Source organism: Natronogracilivirga saccharolytica (assembly GCF_017921895.1).
Classification (GTDB): domain Bacteria; phylum Bacteroidota; class Rhodothermia; order Balneolales; family Natronogracilivirgulaceae; genus Natronogracilivirga; species Natronogracilivirga saccharolytica.
Genome location: NZ_JAFIDN010000001.1, coordinates 84109 through 98597, shown reverse-complemented (window position 1 = coordinate 98597; position 14489 = coordinate 84109). Strand labels below are relative to the sequence as shown.

Below are 14489 nucleotides of genomic sequence, written 5' to 3'. Positions count from 1 at the left end.
CCTGTAATTTTATTGATATTGACTGCAGGGCAGATAAACTGTAAAACTTACTGCTATCGCTTCACATGCGTAAGTTGTATCTTTGGCATCGATGTGTTCAAATTGGAATCATTGCCCGGAGAGTGCGGCTCCGGTATGTCAGAGCAAAGACACAAAAGAAGAACCGACAGCTAACTTTTTAAGACAAATTATGCTTGATATTCAGCGTATACGCCAGCAGAAAGATGAAATCAAACAGGCTATGCTGGCCAAGGGTGAAAAGGAGACTGAAATTGTTGACCGTGTTGTAGAAGTTGACGAAACGTGGCGCAACACCGTTCACCAAAGAGATCAGTTGCGAAACGAAAGCAATACCAGGGCAAAACAGATAGGTGAACTGATGAGCCAGGGAAAAAAAGAAGAGGCTCAGAAAGTCATCAGGCAAACCGGTGAAATGAAGCAGGAAATCAAATCGCTGGAAGAACGCGAACGTGAATTAATCAGGCAGCGCGATGAATTGCTGATGAAAATTCCCAATGTTGCCCACTCTTCTGTTCCCGTAACAAAGGATGAATCGGGTAATCAGACAATCCATCAGTGGGGTGAGGTCGATGACGCCGGCGGGAATGGTGAAGGCGCTTTCAAACCGCACTGGGATCTGGTCAGCAAGAACGGGTGGATCGATTTTGAGCGCGGTGCAAAAGTTACCTCTGCCGGTTTTCCATTCTATGTCGGTCCTGTTGCCAGACTGCAGCGGGCATTGATTCAGTTTTTTACGGACAAGGCTGTAGAAAAGGGGTATCTGGAAATCATGGCCCCGTACTTTGTAAATGAAGATTCGGCACGTGGTACCGGACAAATACCCGACAAGGAGGATATGATGTACGTGATTCCCCGGGACGGATATTTTGCCATTCCTACTGCCGAAGTTCCGGTAACCAATTTTCATCGCGATGAAATACTGAAGCCTGCTTCATTGCCGGCAAAATATGTCTGCCATACTCCGTGCTGGAGACGGGAAGCCGGATCACACGGAAGTGAGGTACGCGGACTCAACAGACTGCACCAATTCGACAAAGTGGAACTGGTGAAAATTGTCCGCCCCGAAACGTCTTACGAGGAACTTGAGTCGTTGCGACGCGATGCCGAAGAGCTGCTGGAGGCACTGGAACTTCCCTACCGGACACTGCTGATGGGTACAGCCGATATGGGATTCACCCAAAGCAAAAAATACGATCTTGAAGTCTGGAGTCCCGGTCAGAAAAAATGGCTTGAAGTAAGCTCGTGTTCAAATTTTGAAGACTATCAGGCTCGCCGGATGAAAATCCGCTGCAAGAATGAGGACGGGAAGACAGAAACAGTGCATACCCTGAATGGAAGCGGTCTGGCGCTGCCCAGAGTGCTTGCGGCATTTCTGGAAACCCATCAGCAGGGTGATGATGCGCTCACCATTCCCCCGGCACTGCAGCCATGGATCGGCGCTGACAGGATTGAAATTTAGCATATCTGACTGTTTCAGATGGATTCTGGCCGAATCCAGGCGGGATTGTGCCCGGTTTGCGCGCAGGCAGCGGAGTCTAAACGGCAACCACAGTACCGGAAGGCTCTTCAGAAAAATTCATCAACAGTTCGATGATGTCATCCATCCGGTCTTTTTCCATGATCTCCATCCGGAGTTTCTTTCCGTTGCGGATCCCTTTGAGATAGTTGCCGTAATGCTTTTTCATCATGATGACTCCGTAGCGTTCACCGTGATGATCAACTGAAGCACGAAGCTGTTCCGCACACATCTTCATTCGCTCCTCCAATGATGGCGGCGGCAGCAGTTCTCCGGTGTCCATATAATGGTGGATGTCTCTGAAAATCCACGGATAGCCAATGGCGGCCCTGCCGATCATAACTCCGTCCACGCCGGTTTCTTCAAAAAGATAGCGGGCATCCTGAGGGGTCAGGATATCACCATTGGCGATGACCGGAATGTGCAGGCCCGGGGTGTCCTTGAGATATTTGAAATATTCCCACCGGGCTTCACCTTTATAACCCTGGCTCCGGGTTCGCGCGTGAACAGTCAGTGACCTGATTCCAGCAGATTGCAGCATCAGTGCGACTTCACGGATGCGTATGGTTTTGTCATCCCACCCCAGACGTGTTTTGACAGTGACGGGAAGATGGGTGGCATCGACTACTGTACCGGCCATCCGTTCCATCATGCCCAGGTCACGAAGACAGGCCGAACCGGCATTCTTTTTTACCACTTTATAGACAGGACAGCCGAAATTGATGTCAATCAGATCAGGGTTATTGGCCTCGGCAACCCTGGCTGCTCCGTGCATGGCCTCTTCACGTCCGCCAAATATCTGTATTCCCAAAGGCCGTTCGGACTCCTCGAATGCCATTTTGTGTCTGGAGGCATCAGAGTCACGAATCATGGCCTCCGAGCTGATGAACTCCGTATAAACCAGATCAGCCCCCATATTACGGCACATTTGCCGGAAAGGAGAGTCGCTGACATCTTCCATGGGTGCAAGAACCACACACCGGCTGTCATTTTGCAGGACTGGCAGCATTTCTTCCGTCACAGCGGACTCCGGCATTAAAGAAACTTTGTGCGGCGATTTTTGAATATGTGGCTTTATGGTCATGGGAATTTCAAGACAATAGGATGCGGAACGTGTTCGTACATTTGAGTGACACTATGCGATGCAAAAGTCGTTCAGACAGTAAGCAGCAAACGGTTCAGCTGCCGGTGATTTGTTCTGCCAGTAAACAACTGATTTGACTGGCACTGCGGTGCTGAATCTGCGGATTTGAGTAACGAATATTCAGATACCTAAATTACGCAATTTAGCTGAGATTATGAATAAAGGGCAACGGTTTCTTAATAGAGTTTTCACACTAATTTCTTTATATTGATGCGATATAGGATATCGCTAGAATAAACATGGATTTCATCCCTGTGACAAAATGCCAGTAAAATCGGCATAACCTTTCAGAATATACCTGCAACAATTTGTTCGGAATACTATTAACCACACCTTAGTTAGGAGGATTACATATGTCAGTAGCAACAAAGAGTTTATATGAGATGCTCGGTGACGAAGCGGACAACCTGCTGAATCACGAGTGCAAAACCATTTCCAAAGATCAACTGCATCTGCCCGGCAGCGATTTTGTGGATACCATCTGGACACCATCGGACAGAAGCAACCGTGTGCTGGCCAACCTTCAGCGTCTGTTTGACAACGGGCGCCTCGGCGGCACCGGCTACCTTTCCATTCTTCCGGTTGATCAGGGAATCGAGCATTCCGGAGGAGCATCCTTTGCAAAAAACCCTGCGTATTTCGATCCGGAGAACATCGTCAAGCTGGCCCATGAGGGCGGATGCAACGCTGTAGCTTCAACATACGGTGTGCTGGGTTCCGTAGCACGGAAATATGCCCACAAAATTCCGTTTGTTGTGAAAATCAATCACAACGAACTGCTTACCTATCCGAATACTTTCGACCAGATCATGTTCGGCACCATAGAAGAAGCCTACAATATGGGTGCTGCGGCAATCGGCGCTACCATCTACTTCGGTTCTGATGAGTCCGCTCGTCAGATCGTTGAGGTTTCCGAAGCATTTGCCTACGCACATGAGCTGGGCATGGCCACCATCCTCTGGTGCTACACCAGAAACAATGCTTTCAAAGTGAATGGTGTTGACTACCACACGGCAGCCGACCTCACAGGTCAGGCCAACCATCTTGGTGTCACCATTGAAGCTGACATTATCAAGCAGAAGCTTCCGGAAGTCAACGGCGGATATAAGGCTCTCAATGCCGGTGATTCTTCCTACGGCAAGCTTGATGAAAAAATGTACACCGATCTGACAAGCGATCATCCCATCGACATGACCCGCTATCAGGTTGCCAACTGCTACATGGGCCGTGCCGGACTGATCAACTCAGGTGGAGCATCATCCGGTGCCAGCGACATGGCTGATGCAGTAAAAACGGCTGTAATAAACAAGCGCGCAGGCGGAATGGGTCTTATCAGCGGCCGAAAGGCATTCCAGCGCCCGATGAAGGAAGGCGTTGAATTGCTCAATGCCATCCAGGATGTGTATCTGGATGAAGACATCACTATTGCCTGATGCACGCGGTTGCAGCTCGTAACTTCATGAGCTGATATACCTTTTAGCCTTGTATCTGTACCATTCCATGGTTATCAGATACAAGGCTTTTTTTTATATTGGAACTTCTTCGTCCAATAACACTTTCAGCCATAGCAAATAGTTGCCGGAACAAAACGAACATATTATTCATCCGGACAAAAACAGCGCATCATCACCGCACGGGAAAAACCTGACCAGTTATTTTTCGGGAAAATACCTGTTTTTGTCCATACTGCTGAGTCTCACAAGCATGGGACTACTGATCTATTTTACCTATTCACCCGGGTTGTTTGACAGACTGTACTGGAACAGAACTCCCGGACTCTTTATCGCCTTGTTCGTAGTTGGTCTTCGCATTTGGTTTCTGAGTGCAAAAATCCGCTATTTATCAGAATCAAGACTGAGCTGGCCTGCATCATTTCGTGTCGTTTTGTGCTGGGAGTTTACATCTTCAGTTACTCCGTCAACGATCGGAGGGGGGCCAATGGCCACCTACGTCATGACACGTGAAAAACTTTCGCTCGGTCAGTCAAGCGCCATTGTGATTTATGGCATTATGCTGGATCAGCTGCTGCTGATATTTGCCATACCAATGCTTTTTGGTATCGGGCTGTATTTTTCTGTGATACCGGAGGGTGCCGGTCTGGCAGGACACGGCCTGATGTTCCTTATTTACCTGCTGCTTCTGGGCTATGCGGGGTTTCTCACATACGGTGTATTCCGGAATCCCTACATTCTCAAACGGACAGTTAACTTCGTATTCAGTCTGCCCTTTCTCAGAAGATACCGCTATAAAATTGCGCGTGAAGCCGAAGTACTGGAGTCCTATTCCCACGAGCTCAGAAAAAAACCTCGATCATTTCTTCTCAGAGCGTTTGGATTGTCCGTTATGGCGTGGCTTGCAAAAGTGTGGCTGCCGGGTATTGTTGTACTCAGCTTTGTGCCTGCGGATGTTCTGCTTTCGTTTCTGCGGGGAGTGGCCATGACACTTGCCGGAATGTTCATGCCTACTCCGGGTGGTAGCGGAGGTCTCGAAGGCCTTTATGCCTTATTCATGGGTTCGCTGATGGAGCGGCGGGAGTTTCTGGGAATTGCTGTATTCATGTGGCGTCTGATCAGTTTTTATGTGGTCGTAGGTGCAGGACTTATGGCCATGAGCTGGTATCTGAATGTAAAGGTGGTGGATGTTGTAAATGAAAAGAAAACAGATGAACCCTGATTAGCGGACCCGATGGCAAAAAAGAAACGAACCCGGTATGTTTGCTCCAACTGCGGATGGGAAACCTCTCAATGGCTTGGCAACTGTGGTTTCTGTGCAAGATGGAATACCCTGGAAGAAATTGCAGTTGAAGAAGAAAATGAAAAGGTACAACACAGGGCGCGCCTGAGGCAGCAGGATGACAGTGCAGTAAAACCCGTATCGCTTGATGATATTCCTGTTCATGAATCCGATCGCGTGATGATCGGGATGGCCGAACTGGACCGTGTTTTGGGCGGTGGATTGATGCCCGGGTCGTTCATTCTGCTGGGAGGGGATCCGGGAATTGGAAAAAGCACCCTGGCATTGCAGTGTTCGTCGCTGCTCAGCAAACGCAGGACGCTTTATGTGTCCGGAGAGGAGTCGCTCGGCCAGATTCGCCAAAGAGCAGAGAGACTGAGCATCCGGTCAGATAGCCTCAGGGTTTTTACAGAGACAGAAATAATGCGTGTGATAGATGCGGCTCGCTCTGAAAAACCGGAACTGCTGATCATTGACTCCATCCAGACCGTTTATCATTCGGTACTGCAAAGTATGCCCGGAACTACTGCTCAGATACGCGAATGCGCCGCTTTGCTCATGCAACTGGCCAAACAGGAGAAAATTACAGTGGTCGCTATCGGACATGTCACCAAGGACGGTGATCTTGCCGGCCCCCGGGTTCTTGAGCATATGGTTGATACCGTACTCCAGTTTGAAGGGGACAAACAGTCGCACCACCGGATTCTCAGAAGCCTTAAAAACAGGTTTGGCCCGGCACAGGAAGTTGGTGTTTTCGAAATGGACGGAGACGGACTGCGGGAAGTGGCCAATCCGTCGGAATTGTTTCTCTCGGAGTTCAATCCGCATGTTAGCGGCAATGCCGTTGTCTGCCCGATGGAGGGAACGCGTCCGTTTCTGATTGAAGTGCAGGCGCTTGTTACCCCTGCTTCATACGGGGTCCCGCAACGGACAGCATCCGGATTTGATCACAGACGTATGTCACTGTTGCTTGCGGTTCTGGAAAAGCGGAGCGGCTGGAAGTTCAGTGACAAGGATGTGTTTTTAAATGTGGCAGGAGGTATCAGGCTTACGGAAACCGCATGTGACCTGGGGGTGGCTGCCGCACTGGTGTCATCTGTTTCTGGAAGGGCAATGGGTGAGCCTGCAGTCCTCGTCGGAGAAGTAGGACTTGGAGCGGAGGTCAGACGTGTGGCACAGCTGGACAGAAGACTGGAGGAGGCCGAGGCAATGGGCTTTCGCCATGCTGTCATCCCCGGGGGAACTGCAAAGGCAGACCATAAAATCAGCGTCAGCACCGTTGATGATGTCAACGATGCTCTGAAGAAGTGCGGAATGGATTAACCGGAAATTCCGGCTTACCTCCATTCGTCCCGACGTCGTTTCCGCTCTTCGCGGACACTTTTCTTGTGAGCTTCCCGACGTTCTTCCGATGGCTTGAGATACTGCTGGCGCTCTTTATATTCCATCAGGACACGGGATCGTGTCATCATTTTCTTAAATCGGTTTATGGCACGATCGATGCTTTCGTTATCTTTAACTTTTACTCCGAGCATGTTCTGTCAGTGACTTCTTTATTTTTGTTTTGGTTTAAAAACGTATATGTACAGACTTCATAATATAACATTTTTTATTTCAAATCGCTGTCTTTTTGATCAGGTTTCTTTGACCTTTAATAAAGGTGACCGTGTGGGGCTCATAGGCCCGAACGGTGCTGGTAAAACGACATTGCTGAGGATCATGACGGGTGACCTGAAACCGGATCAGGGCAAGTGTGAATGGTCACCGGATACCCGGATCGGATATCTTCAGCAGGAATCCCTCGAAGTCACAAGAGAGCAAACGGTGCGCGGGATGGTGATGGAAGCATTTTCGGAAGCCAATGATATTGAGAAAAAAATTGAAAGCATTACCAATGAAATCGCGGCACTGGAGTCCTACGAAGATGCACATTACGAAAAACTTTTGAGCAGGCTGGAATCGCTGCAGAGCCGCTATGACATGCTGTCTGCCGGGAAAAGGGATGCAAGGGTGGAAGAAGCGCTGAAGGGACTGGGATTTTCTTCTGCTGAGCTTGACGATCCGCTTCATACGTTTTCAGGAGGATGGCAGATGCGGGCACTGCTGGCTAAACTGCTTCTGGAAGCTCCCGACATTCTGCTGCTTGACGAGCCGACCAACCATCTCGACATTGACAGCATTGACTGGCTGGAACGCTATCTCCCCGGTTATCCCGGTGCCATTTGGATCGTCAGCCATGACCAGATGTTTCTGAACCGCATGGTGACCCATATAGCCTCGCTTGAACACAGAAAGCTCAAGCTTTACACCGGAAATTATGAAGATTATGAGCGTCAGTATGAGCAGCAGTTTGAACTGCAGCAACAATCCTGGGAGAACCAGCAAAAAGAAATTGAACAGGCAGAACGGTTTATAAACAGGTTCCGTGCCAAGGCAACCAAAGCGCGCCAGGTCCAGAGCAAAATCAAGCAGCTGGAAAAAATGGACCGGATCGAAATGCCGGAGGTCGATAACTCTTCCATTGACTTCCGGTTTCCCGATCCGCCCCGGTGCGGAGTGAAGGTCATGGACATCTACGGCTTGTCCAAGACCTATATGACTGACCGGCAGCAGCCGGTTCCCGTTTTCACTGAAAACCAGGATATATCCATTGAAAGAGGGGATAAAATTGCCCTGATCGGTGCCAATGGCGCCGGAAAATCAACACTTGCACGTATTATAAACGGAACAGAGCCGTTTGACGGTGAACGGGTTACCGGCCATAATGTAATCATGACCTTCTTTGCCCAGCATCTGGCGGATGTGCTGACTTCAGAGCGAACTGTGCTTGAAGAGATGGAGTTATCTGCAAAATCTTCCGAAGCACGTACAAGAATTCGCGGCATCCTGGGAGCATTTCTTTTTTCCGGTGATGATGTCTTCAAAAAAGTAGGTGTGCTGAGCGGAGGTGAACGCAGCCGGCTGGCACTTGCCAAAAGCCTGCTGGAGCCTGCCAATCTGCTCATACTTGACGAACCGACCAACCACCTTGATATACGGTCGAAAAAAGTACTGCTCAGGGCTCTTGACCAGTATCAGGGAACCGTCATTGCCGTAAGTCACGACAGGTACTTTCTGGATGGTTTCGCAAACAAGGTCTGGCGGGTAGGCAACGGACGGCTGTTTGAGTACCCGGGCGATTTCAGTTATTACGAATGGAAGGTGAAACAGCAGAGTGCCGAGGATAGTGCAGACCAGCAGAATACAGAAAATCAAACCAGTCGCAGCACACCGGCGGAAAAGGCAGAAAACAGGCAAAGTGCAGCAGCTCAGGGTTCCGGGAACGGGCAGAGCAATACCAGCGGCCCCAAATCGCGCGAAGTCAAACGAATGGAGGCAGAACTCCGAAACCGTTTCAGCAGCGATATGAAGCCGCTTAAAAAACGTCTTGCTTCACTGGAGGAAGAGATTAGCACCATGGAAGAAGAAAAAACGAAAATCGAAGAAAAACTTGCGGATCCCGCATTTTATGAATCCGGCGATGCCGGGGATGTATTGCAGCGGCACAGTGACCTGGAACGCCGGCTTGGACGAAGCTGGGACAGCTGGGCAGATGTCACCACGGAACTGGAAAAACTCCAGGAAAAATTTGATTCAGCACTTAAAGAAGTCCTTTCCGGAAATCAGTAGCCCTTGTACATCAGAAACGGGTCCGGAGCGGCATAGAAACATGCTGCAAATACATAAAAACTACTCTGGAACTGCATATCATGGGCCCTGCAGCCGCATCCGTTTTCTAAAAAAAACGACAACCCGAAATTTTGACAGTGATTCATTTATCTGATATTGCTTATGGCTATACAAAACATTGAAATAAAGGCCAGATGTGAGCAGCAGGACAACGTCAGGCAATTCCTGAAGGAGAACAAAGCTGTGTACAAAGGAACAGATCATCAGATTGATACCTATTTTCATGTTTCGCAGGGGCGCCTGAAACTTCGCAAAGGCTCTGTCGAGAATAACCTGATCTATTATAAGCGTACCGACTCGGCAGGACCCAAAAATTCCCGGGTGCTGTTATATCCAGCCGAAGGGGATTCTGCTCTCGGGCAGTTGCTGGCTGATGCCCTTGGCACTCTGGCTGTAGTTGACAAAAAACGGGAAATCTATTTTATCGATAATGTAAAGTTTCATATCGACAGTGTTGAGACTCTTGGTTCTTTTATAGAAATCGAAGCTATCGACCGGGACGGGAGTATCGGTATTGAAAAGTTGCGGCAACAGTGTGATTACTATTTGAATAAACTTGGCATTTCGGACGATCAGCTGGTACCGGTATCATACAGTGACATGCTGCTTGACAAGAAGTGATGCTGCCAGTCGGTTATGCCGTGCCCGGATTGATAATAAACTCCCCGGGTACTGCGATATCACGGATTCCAAGTCCGAACAGGGCGTAGTCAAACCGGGCAGGGTCGTGGGGATCCAGCCGCTTGAGCATATCCGTGAGCTCACGCACGGCTTTCCAGTCATTGGCTCTGCGTGTCACAAGGCCGAGCAGTCTGCCAAAGCGTCCGGCATGCACATCCAAAGGAATCATCAGTTCCGAAACCGGCATAAAAGACATCGTGCCGGGATCAACACAGCTGTTTTTCCGGATGGTCCAGCGCAGAAAAAGCCAGAGCCGTTTGCAGGAGCCGTTTTTCTGAGGTGTGGCGATGTGCTTCCGAACCCGGACAGGCGATCCGGGGATCGCAGTAAAAAAGCGGTTATGGAATTCGGACAGGAAAATACGGGCAAGTTTATCGCTGTCATCTTTTCTGACCGAAGCGGATCCAGAATAAGGCAGGACTTGAGACTGCGCAAAATCATAACAGCTCTTCCAGAACCGCTCGAATGTCCCGTATTCATGCACGATGGATGAAAGCGCTCTGAGAATCCATCGGATATCATCAGCAGTAAAGGTGCGATGCCGGAATCCATTCAGGCGTGATTCATCCGTCGCAGTTAAATTTCCTATGAAGTCGGCCGGATGCGTTCCAAACCGGTCAATCAGGTTGTCAACCTTGGCCATAACGATATCACGCCTGCCCCAGGCCATCAGTGCGGCAAGAAACCCTGCCAGGTTCCGGTCCTCCGTTTCATCATACTTGTACATGAAAGCGACCGGATCAGAAGCGATATAACCGGGTTCCTCTACCTGTCGGGCCACAGGTAGCAGAAACTCTGCCAGGCGGCTAAGCCGCTGCTCCGGAATCTGTAAAAGCTTATACTGCCGGGTCATTTTGCTCTATATGAAACCAGTTTTTCAGTGATTTTCCGGTTGGCTTTAGGAAATGCGAAACGAACAAGCTCCCCGGGGGCCACCCATTTTACCGGCTCACCATTTCTGGCTTCCGGATTCTCTGAAAGACCGTCAAGTTCCGCAAAAAAGGCATGCAAGGTGATGGTAAAGTGACTATACGCATGCCTGATGACCTCGAATGGTTTCTTCTCAACCATGACCCGGACACCAAGTTCTTCGTTCAGCTCTCTTTTTACTGTTTCCCGCAGGCTTTCCCCCGGTTCCTGTTTGCCGCCCGGAAACTCCCAAAGCCCGCCAAGCATTGCATTTTCCGGCCGCCGGGAAATAAGCATCCTGTTATTCGCATCTCTGATAACACCGACGGCAATATGATGATGAGGACGTTTTTTTGCAGGGGATTTGTAAGGGATATCTCCTGTGCGGTTCCGGTGGTATGCCTGACAGCTGTTTTGAAGCGGACAATCATGACATGCGGGTGACCGGGGAGTACAGATGGTTGCCCCGAGCTCCATCACTGCCTGGTTGAATGTACCCGGCCGGGCACGGTCAAGCAGATCTGCAGCCAGGATTTCAATTCGGTCCCGGGTACTTTGAAGGCGGATATCATCCTCAATGTGATACAAACGGGATATGACACGCATGACATTGCCGTCCACTACAGGAGCCGGATAATTGAAAGCGATACTCATGACCGCAGCGGCAGTGTACGGACCGACTCCCCTGAGCGAAATCACATCCTGGTAGTCGGTGGGAAAAGATCCGTCATGCTCATCCACGATTTGCTTCGCCGCCTTATGCATATTTCGTGCGCGAGAGTAATATCCAAGTCCTTCCCAAAGCCGCAGAACTTCGTCCAGACCGGATGAAGCCAGTGAAGCGGCATCCGGATACCGTTTCGTAAAACGCTCGTAATAGGGAAGCGCCTGGTCAACCCTGGTCTGCTGAAGCATGATTTCCGAGATCCAGATCAGGTACGGGTCGGAAGTGTTTCTCCAGGGCATCTCACGCCTGAACCGGTGATACCAGCTGATAAGTCCGGCAATATCGGGTTCCGGGGTCCCGGAAGGTTTTTTACCGTCATCATGACTCGTCACGATCAAGCTCAATTACATTAATGGTAACTTCCTGAGAGGCAGCGGCTCCATACTGGTCTGTGGCAATTACCTCAAATGAATGTTCGCCGGTCTGACGCCGGGATGGTGTCCATTCAAACTTTCCGGACCGTTCGTCAAGCTTTGCTCCGTCAGGAAGGTCCACGCCGATATAACGGATCAGGTCAGCATCCGTCCCGTCTGGATCAGATGCCTGGATGGAAATGGAAAACTCCTCATTTACAGGTATGGACAGCGGCCGGATGGAACTGAAGCGGGGAGGGTTATTGAATGGTCTGATGGTGACCTGAAAAGATGTGCTGTCGCTCTGCCCGTCGGGAGTGCTTGCAATGACTGATATCCGGTGCGAACCGACATCCGATGATGAAGGTTGCCAGTACAGGCTGTTGCCCTGAATCTGTATGCCATCAATGTTGGAGCGTTGCTGAAACCGGATGTTATCAACGGAATGTTTGCTTTCCGTATCAAGTGCAACGAGCAATGGCCGCGGATAAGGGATGATCTTGTCATTGATAGACGTAATTTTCAGAGATTCGTCGACATCCTCTTCCTGTTGACCGGCGGCCCGGCTGGTATCATCTTCAAAGGTTGCGATCTCTCCGGCATCCTCCCATCTGCTGAATTCGCGGTAGTCACTGATCCAGATCTGACCTTTCAGGGTTGTGATGTGATTTCCGGCGTCGGGATCATCACGAAAGAGGGTCGGACGCAAACCCTGTCCGGCGATCCACAATCGGTTGCTCTCACCCCTCAGAAAGTAGTGATCATTCCAGTACTCGAGGCCGCTGACAGCTTCATCGATACTGAAAAGTTCGTCAGACCGGCCGTCGGTGCGAACCCGGTAAAGCGTGCCGCCCGAGGTGGACATGTAAAGTCTGCGCTCGATATTATGAAGCTTGCTGGCATTCCCGGGCAGTTCCTGTTCGAAATGACCGGACAATTCCCCGTTTTCATAATCAAAAACATGGAGTTTGTTCCGGCTGTCAAGTGCAAACAGCTGGTCGGACACCCGCGCCAGTGATTTTATGGCATGTTCATGGCGGAAAACAGTTTCCGGATCGCTGTCGACCGATTCGGATGATTCGAGTGAAAGCTTGCAGATACCATCCGGGCAACCGGCAATAAACAGATCGTTTTCCATTCTCAAGACATCTTCAGGGTTGAAATCCAGTCGTGCAGATGAATAGACTCCCAGTACGGATGTTGGTTCGATGACGGTCAGTCTATTATCCTTGCCAAAGAGGTAGGAGAATCTGATGTCGGTTACCAGCCGGTCCCCCCGGTCGGAAAGACCCGATGAAGAATACAGCCACTGCAGAGAATCGGCTTTGGCCCGAAACACAACCAGTCCTTCCCGTTCGGAAAGCACGTAGAGATGGGCTTCGCTGCTGGTTACGGCTTTAATGCCCGGGATTTCCATTAACGTCTCGATGTTTTTGACAAGATTGGGTCTGGCATGAGAGTCAAAACCGGAAGAGATGATTAAAAGCAGGCAGACCAGGAGGGAAGAAAAGAGTGTAACAGGTTTGGCCGGTAATGTTTTCATGATAAGCTTTATAACCAGTGATGTTTTTTATACCAGTGAATTGTATTTGAAATACCTTCCTGAAGGGATGTTTTTTGACGGAAGTCCAGATCCGACTTTGCTTTTTCAACCGAGCAGGTCCATTGCATGCCCAATTCCCTTGCTTTGTCACGATTTATAACGGGATAACGCCCGATTAATGATGCACTCTTTTCAGCTATACTGCCGATGTGTTCCACCAGTCGTGGCTTAACTGTAAAAGGGAATATTTTATGCTCAAAAGCAATCTCTGTGGCCTTGCGGATTTCATCCCAGGTGTAGATCTCTTCACTGGAGATGAAATATGTGCTTACTCCCGGGGTTTTATTCCGGGCGGCGAGCAAAATGCCTTCAATGAGATCATTCACGTGAATCAGGGAAATTTTCCCGTTTTTGTTGCCGATGATTGGGAACAGTTTCCAGGAAGCCATCTGAAAGACACTGAAAATCTGATCTTCACGGGGTCCGTATACAGCAGGTGGTCTGATAATGGACACGGAAATACTTTCATCGGCAGTATCATGAATCATCTCCTCCATGCGTTTTTTAGATTCACCGTATCTGGTGACAGGCATCAGCGGATCCGATTCGGTCAGAGGGCGGCTGAAACTGGGTCCGCATGCAGCAAGAGATGACAATACGACCAGTTTCGGTACTTTGTACTTCATACACAAACGCAGTACATTTTCAGTAGCCTCTACATTAGCCTTGTCAAATGTACGCTGGTCCGGTGCTTTCACCATACCGGCAATATGAAAAACCACATCAGATCCATCGATCCCCTCCCGTAATGCAGGGAGATCCTGAAGACTGCCCTTAATAATTTTTATATCTTTGTCATGCAGCCACTTGCTGTCACCCCGGATGAGACAGAAAATCTGATCATTTTGACGTTTCAGCAGTTGATCTGTAAGATGACTTCCTATAAATCCGGTTCCACCTGTTACAAAAGCTTTCATGAAAAATTTGTATACTTCCGGTACTTTTTAAAAGTTGACTCCTGGTTTTTCAAAAAAACCATAATGTGTTTCCGGAGAATGAGCGTCATTGCTGCCGGAATAAATTCTAAACCAATGCTGGAATATATCGCGATCCGAACAGGGAATAAAGCGGGG

The 14489-nt window shown here is 49.4% G+C and carries 12 protein-coding genes; 6 read left to right on the top strand and 6 right to left on the bottom strand.

What is annotated here, in order from left to right; translation table 11 throughout:
- The first annotated feature begins 190 nt into the window (after nt 1–190).
- Nucleotides 191–1480 (top strand): serine--tRNA ligase, encoded by a 1290-nt coding sequence (gene serS, locus NATSA_RS00390; protein WP_210509345.1) that lies wholly within the window; start codon nt 191–193, stop codon nt 1478–1480.
- A 76-nt stretch (nt 1481–1556) separates the two neighbouring features.
- On the opposite strand, the gene dusB is transcribed toward serS, so the two are convergent.
- Nucleotides 1557–2546, bottom strand: a complete 990-nt coding sequence (gene dusB / locus NATSA_RS00385) for a tRNA dihydrouridine synthase DusB (protein WP_210510045.1) — start codon at nt 2544–2546, stop codon at nt 1557–1559.
- 488 nt (nt 2547–3034) lie between these two features.
- Here dusB and NATSA_RS00380 point away from each other — a divergent pair, with 488 nt between their 5' ends.
- From NATSA_RS00380 to radA, 3 genes are all read left to right on the top strand, one after another.
- Nucleotides 3035–4114, top strand: a complete 1080-nt coding sequence (locus NATSA_RS00380) for a class I fructose-bisphosphate aldolase (RefSeq protein WP_210509344.1) — start codon at nt 3035–3037, stop codon at nt 4112–4114.
- Nucleotides 4115–4256: 142 nt separating this feature from the next.
- Nucleotides 4257–5354, top strand: a complete 1098-nt coding sequence (locus NATSA_RS00375) for a lysylphosphatidylglycerol synthase transmembrane domain-containing protein (RefSeq protein ID WP_246481536.1) — start codon at nt 4257–4259, stop codon at nt 5352–5354.
- A 12-nt stretch (nt 5355–5366) separates the two neighbouring features.
- The gene (gene radA / locus NATSA_RS00370) at nt 5367–6737 is read left to right on the top strand and encodes a DNA repair protein RadA (protein ID WP_210509343.1); all 1371 of its coding nucleotides are present in this window, start codon (nt 5367–5369) and stop codon (nt 6735–6737) included.
- 14 nt (nt 6738–6751) lie between these two features.
- On the opposite strand, the gene rpsU is transcribed toward radA, so the two are convergent.
- Entirely contained in the window at nt 6752–6949 is a 198-nt protein-coding gene (rpsU, locus tag NATSA_RS00365; RefSeq protein WP_210509342.1) for a 30S ribosomal protein S21, read from the bottom strand.
- Between the two features lie 109 nt (nt 6950–7058).
- Here rpsU and NATSA_RS00360 point away from each other — a divergent pair, with 109 nt between their 5' ends.
- On the top strand, nt 7059–9083 hold the full coding sequence (locus NATSA_RS00360; protein WP_210509341.1) for an ABC-F family ATP-binding cassette domain-containing protein: 2025 nt from the start codon (nt 7059–7061) through the stop codon (nt 9081–9083).
- A gap of 162 nt (nt 9084–9245) precedes the next feature.
- On the top strand, nt 9246–9764 hold the full coding sequence (locus NATSA_RS00355; protein WP_210509340.1) for a class IV adenylate cyclase: 519 nt from the start codon (nt 9246–9248) through the stop codon (nt 9762–9764).
- A 13-nt stretch (nt 9765–9777) separates the two neighbouring features.
- Here NATSA_RS00355 and NATSA_RS00350 read toward each other — a convergent pair whose 3' ends face one another.
- From NATSA_RS00350 to NATSA_RS00335, 4 genes are read right to left on the bottom strand one after another with little or no spacing between them, the layout of a single operon-like run.
- Entirely contained in the window at nt 9778–10677 is a 900-nt protein-coding gene (locus NATSA_RS00350; protein ID WP_210509339.1) for a TIGR02757 family protein, read from the bottom strand.
- On the bottom strand, nt 10674–11792 hold the full coding sequence (gene mutY / locus NATSA_RS00345) for an A/G-specific adenine glycosylase (protein WP_336244670.1): 1119 nt from the start codon (nt 11790–11792) through the stop codon (nt 10674–10676). The genes NATSA_RS00350 and mutY overlap by 4 nt, the downstream gene beginning before the upstream one ends.
- On the bottom strand, nt 11779–13356 hold the full coding sequence (locus NATSA_RS00340; protein ID WP_210509338.1) for a putative Ig domain-containing protein: 1578 nt from the start codon (nt 13354–13356) through the stop codon (nt 11779–11781). The genes mutY and NATSA_RS00340 overlap by 14 nt, the downstream gene beginning before the upstream one ends.
- Before the next feature lie 8 nt (nt 13357–13364).
- Nucleotides 13365–14333 carry an NAD-dependent epimerase/dehydratase family protein gene (locus NATSA_RS00335; RefSeq protein WP_210509337.1) on the bottom strand — a complete coding sequence of 323 codons (969 nt, stop codon included), beginning with the start codon at nt 14331–14333 and terminating at the stop codon, nt 13365–13367.
- Between the last annotated feature and the right edge of the window lie 156 nt (nt 14334–14489).

Coding starts and splice junctions, on each gene's coding strand:
- serS (WP_210509345.1), top strand. CDS start 191: ATGCTTGATATTCAGCGTATACGCCAGCAGAAAGATGAAATCAAACAG.
- dusB (WP_210510045.1), bottom strand. CDS start 2,546: ATGCTGCCAGTCCTGCAAAATGACAGCCGGTGTGTGGTTCTTGCACCC.
- NATSA_RS00380 (WP_210509344.1), top strand. CDS start 3,035: ATGTCAGTAGCAACAAAGAGTTTATATGAGATGCTCGGTGACGAAGCG.
- radA (WP_210509343.1), top strand. CDS start 5,367: ATGGCAAAAAAGAAACGAACCCGGTATGTTTGCTCCAACTGCGGATGG.
- rpsU (WP_210509342.1), bottom strand. CDS start 6,949: ATGCTCGGAGTAAAAGTTAAAGATAACGAAAGCATCGATCGTGCCATA.
- NATSA_RS00355 (WP_210509340.1), top strand. CDS start 9,246: ATGGCTATACAAAACATTGAAATAAAGGCCAGATGTGAGCAGCAGGAC.
- NATSA_RS00350 (WP_210509339.1), bottom strand. CDS start 10,677: ATGACCCGGCAGTATAAGCTTTTACAGATTCCGGAGCAGCGGCTTAGC.
- NATSA_RS00340 (WP_210509338.1), bottom strand. CDS start 13,356: ATGAAAACATTACCGGCCAAACCTGTTACACTCTTTTCTTCCCTCCTG.
- NATSA_RS00335 (WP_210509337.1), bottom strand. CDS start 14,333: ATGAAAGCTTTTGTAACAGGTGGAACCGGATTTATAGGAAGTCATCTT.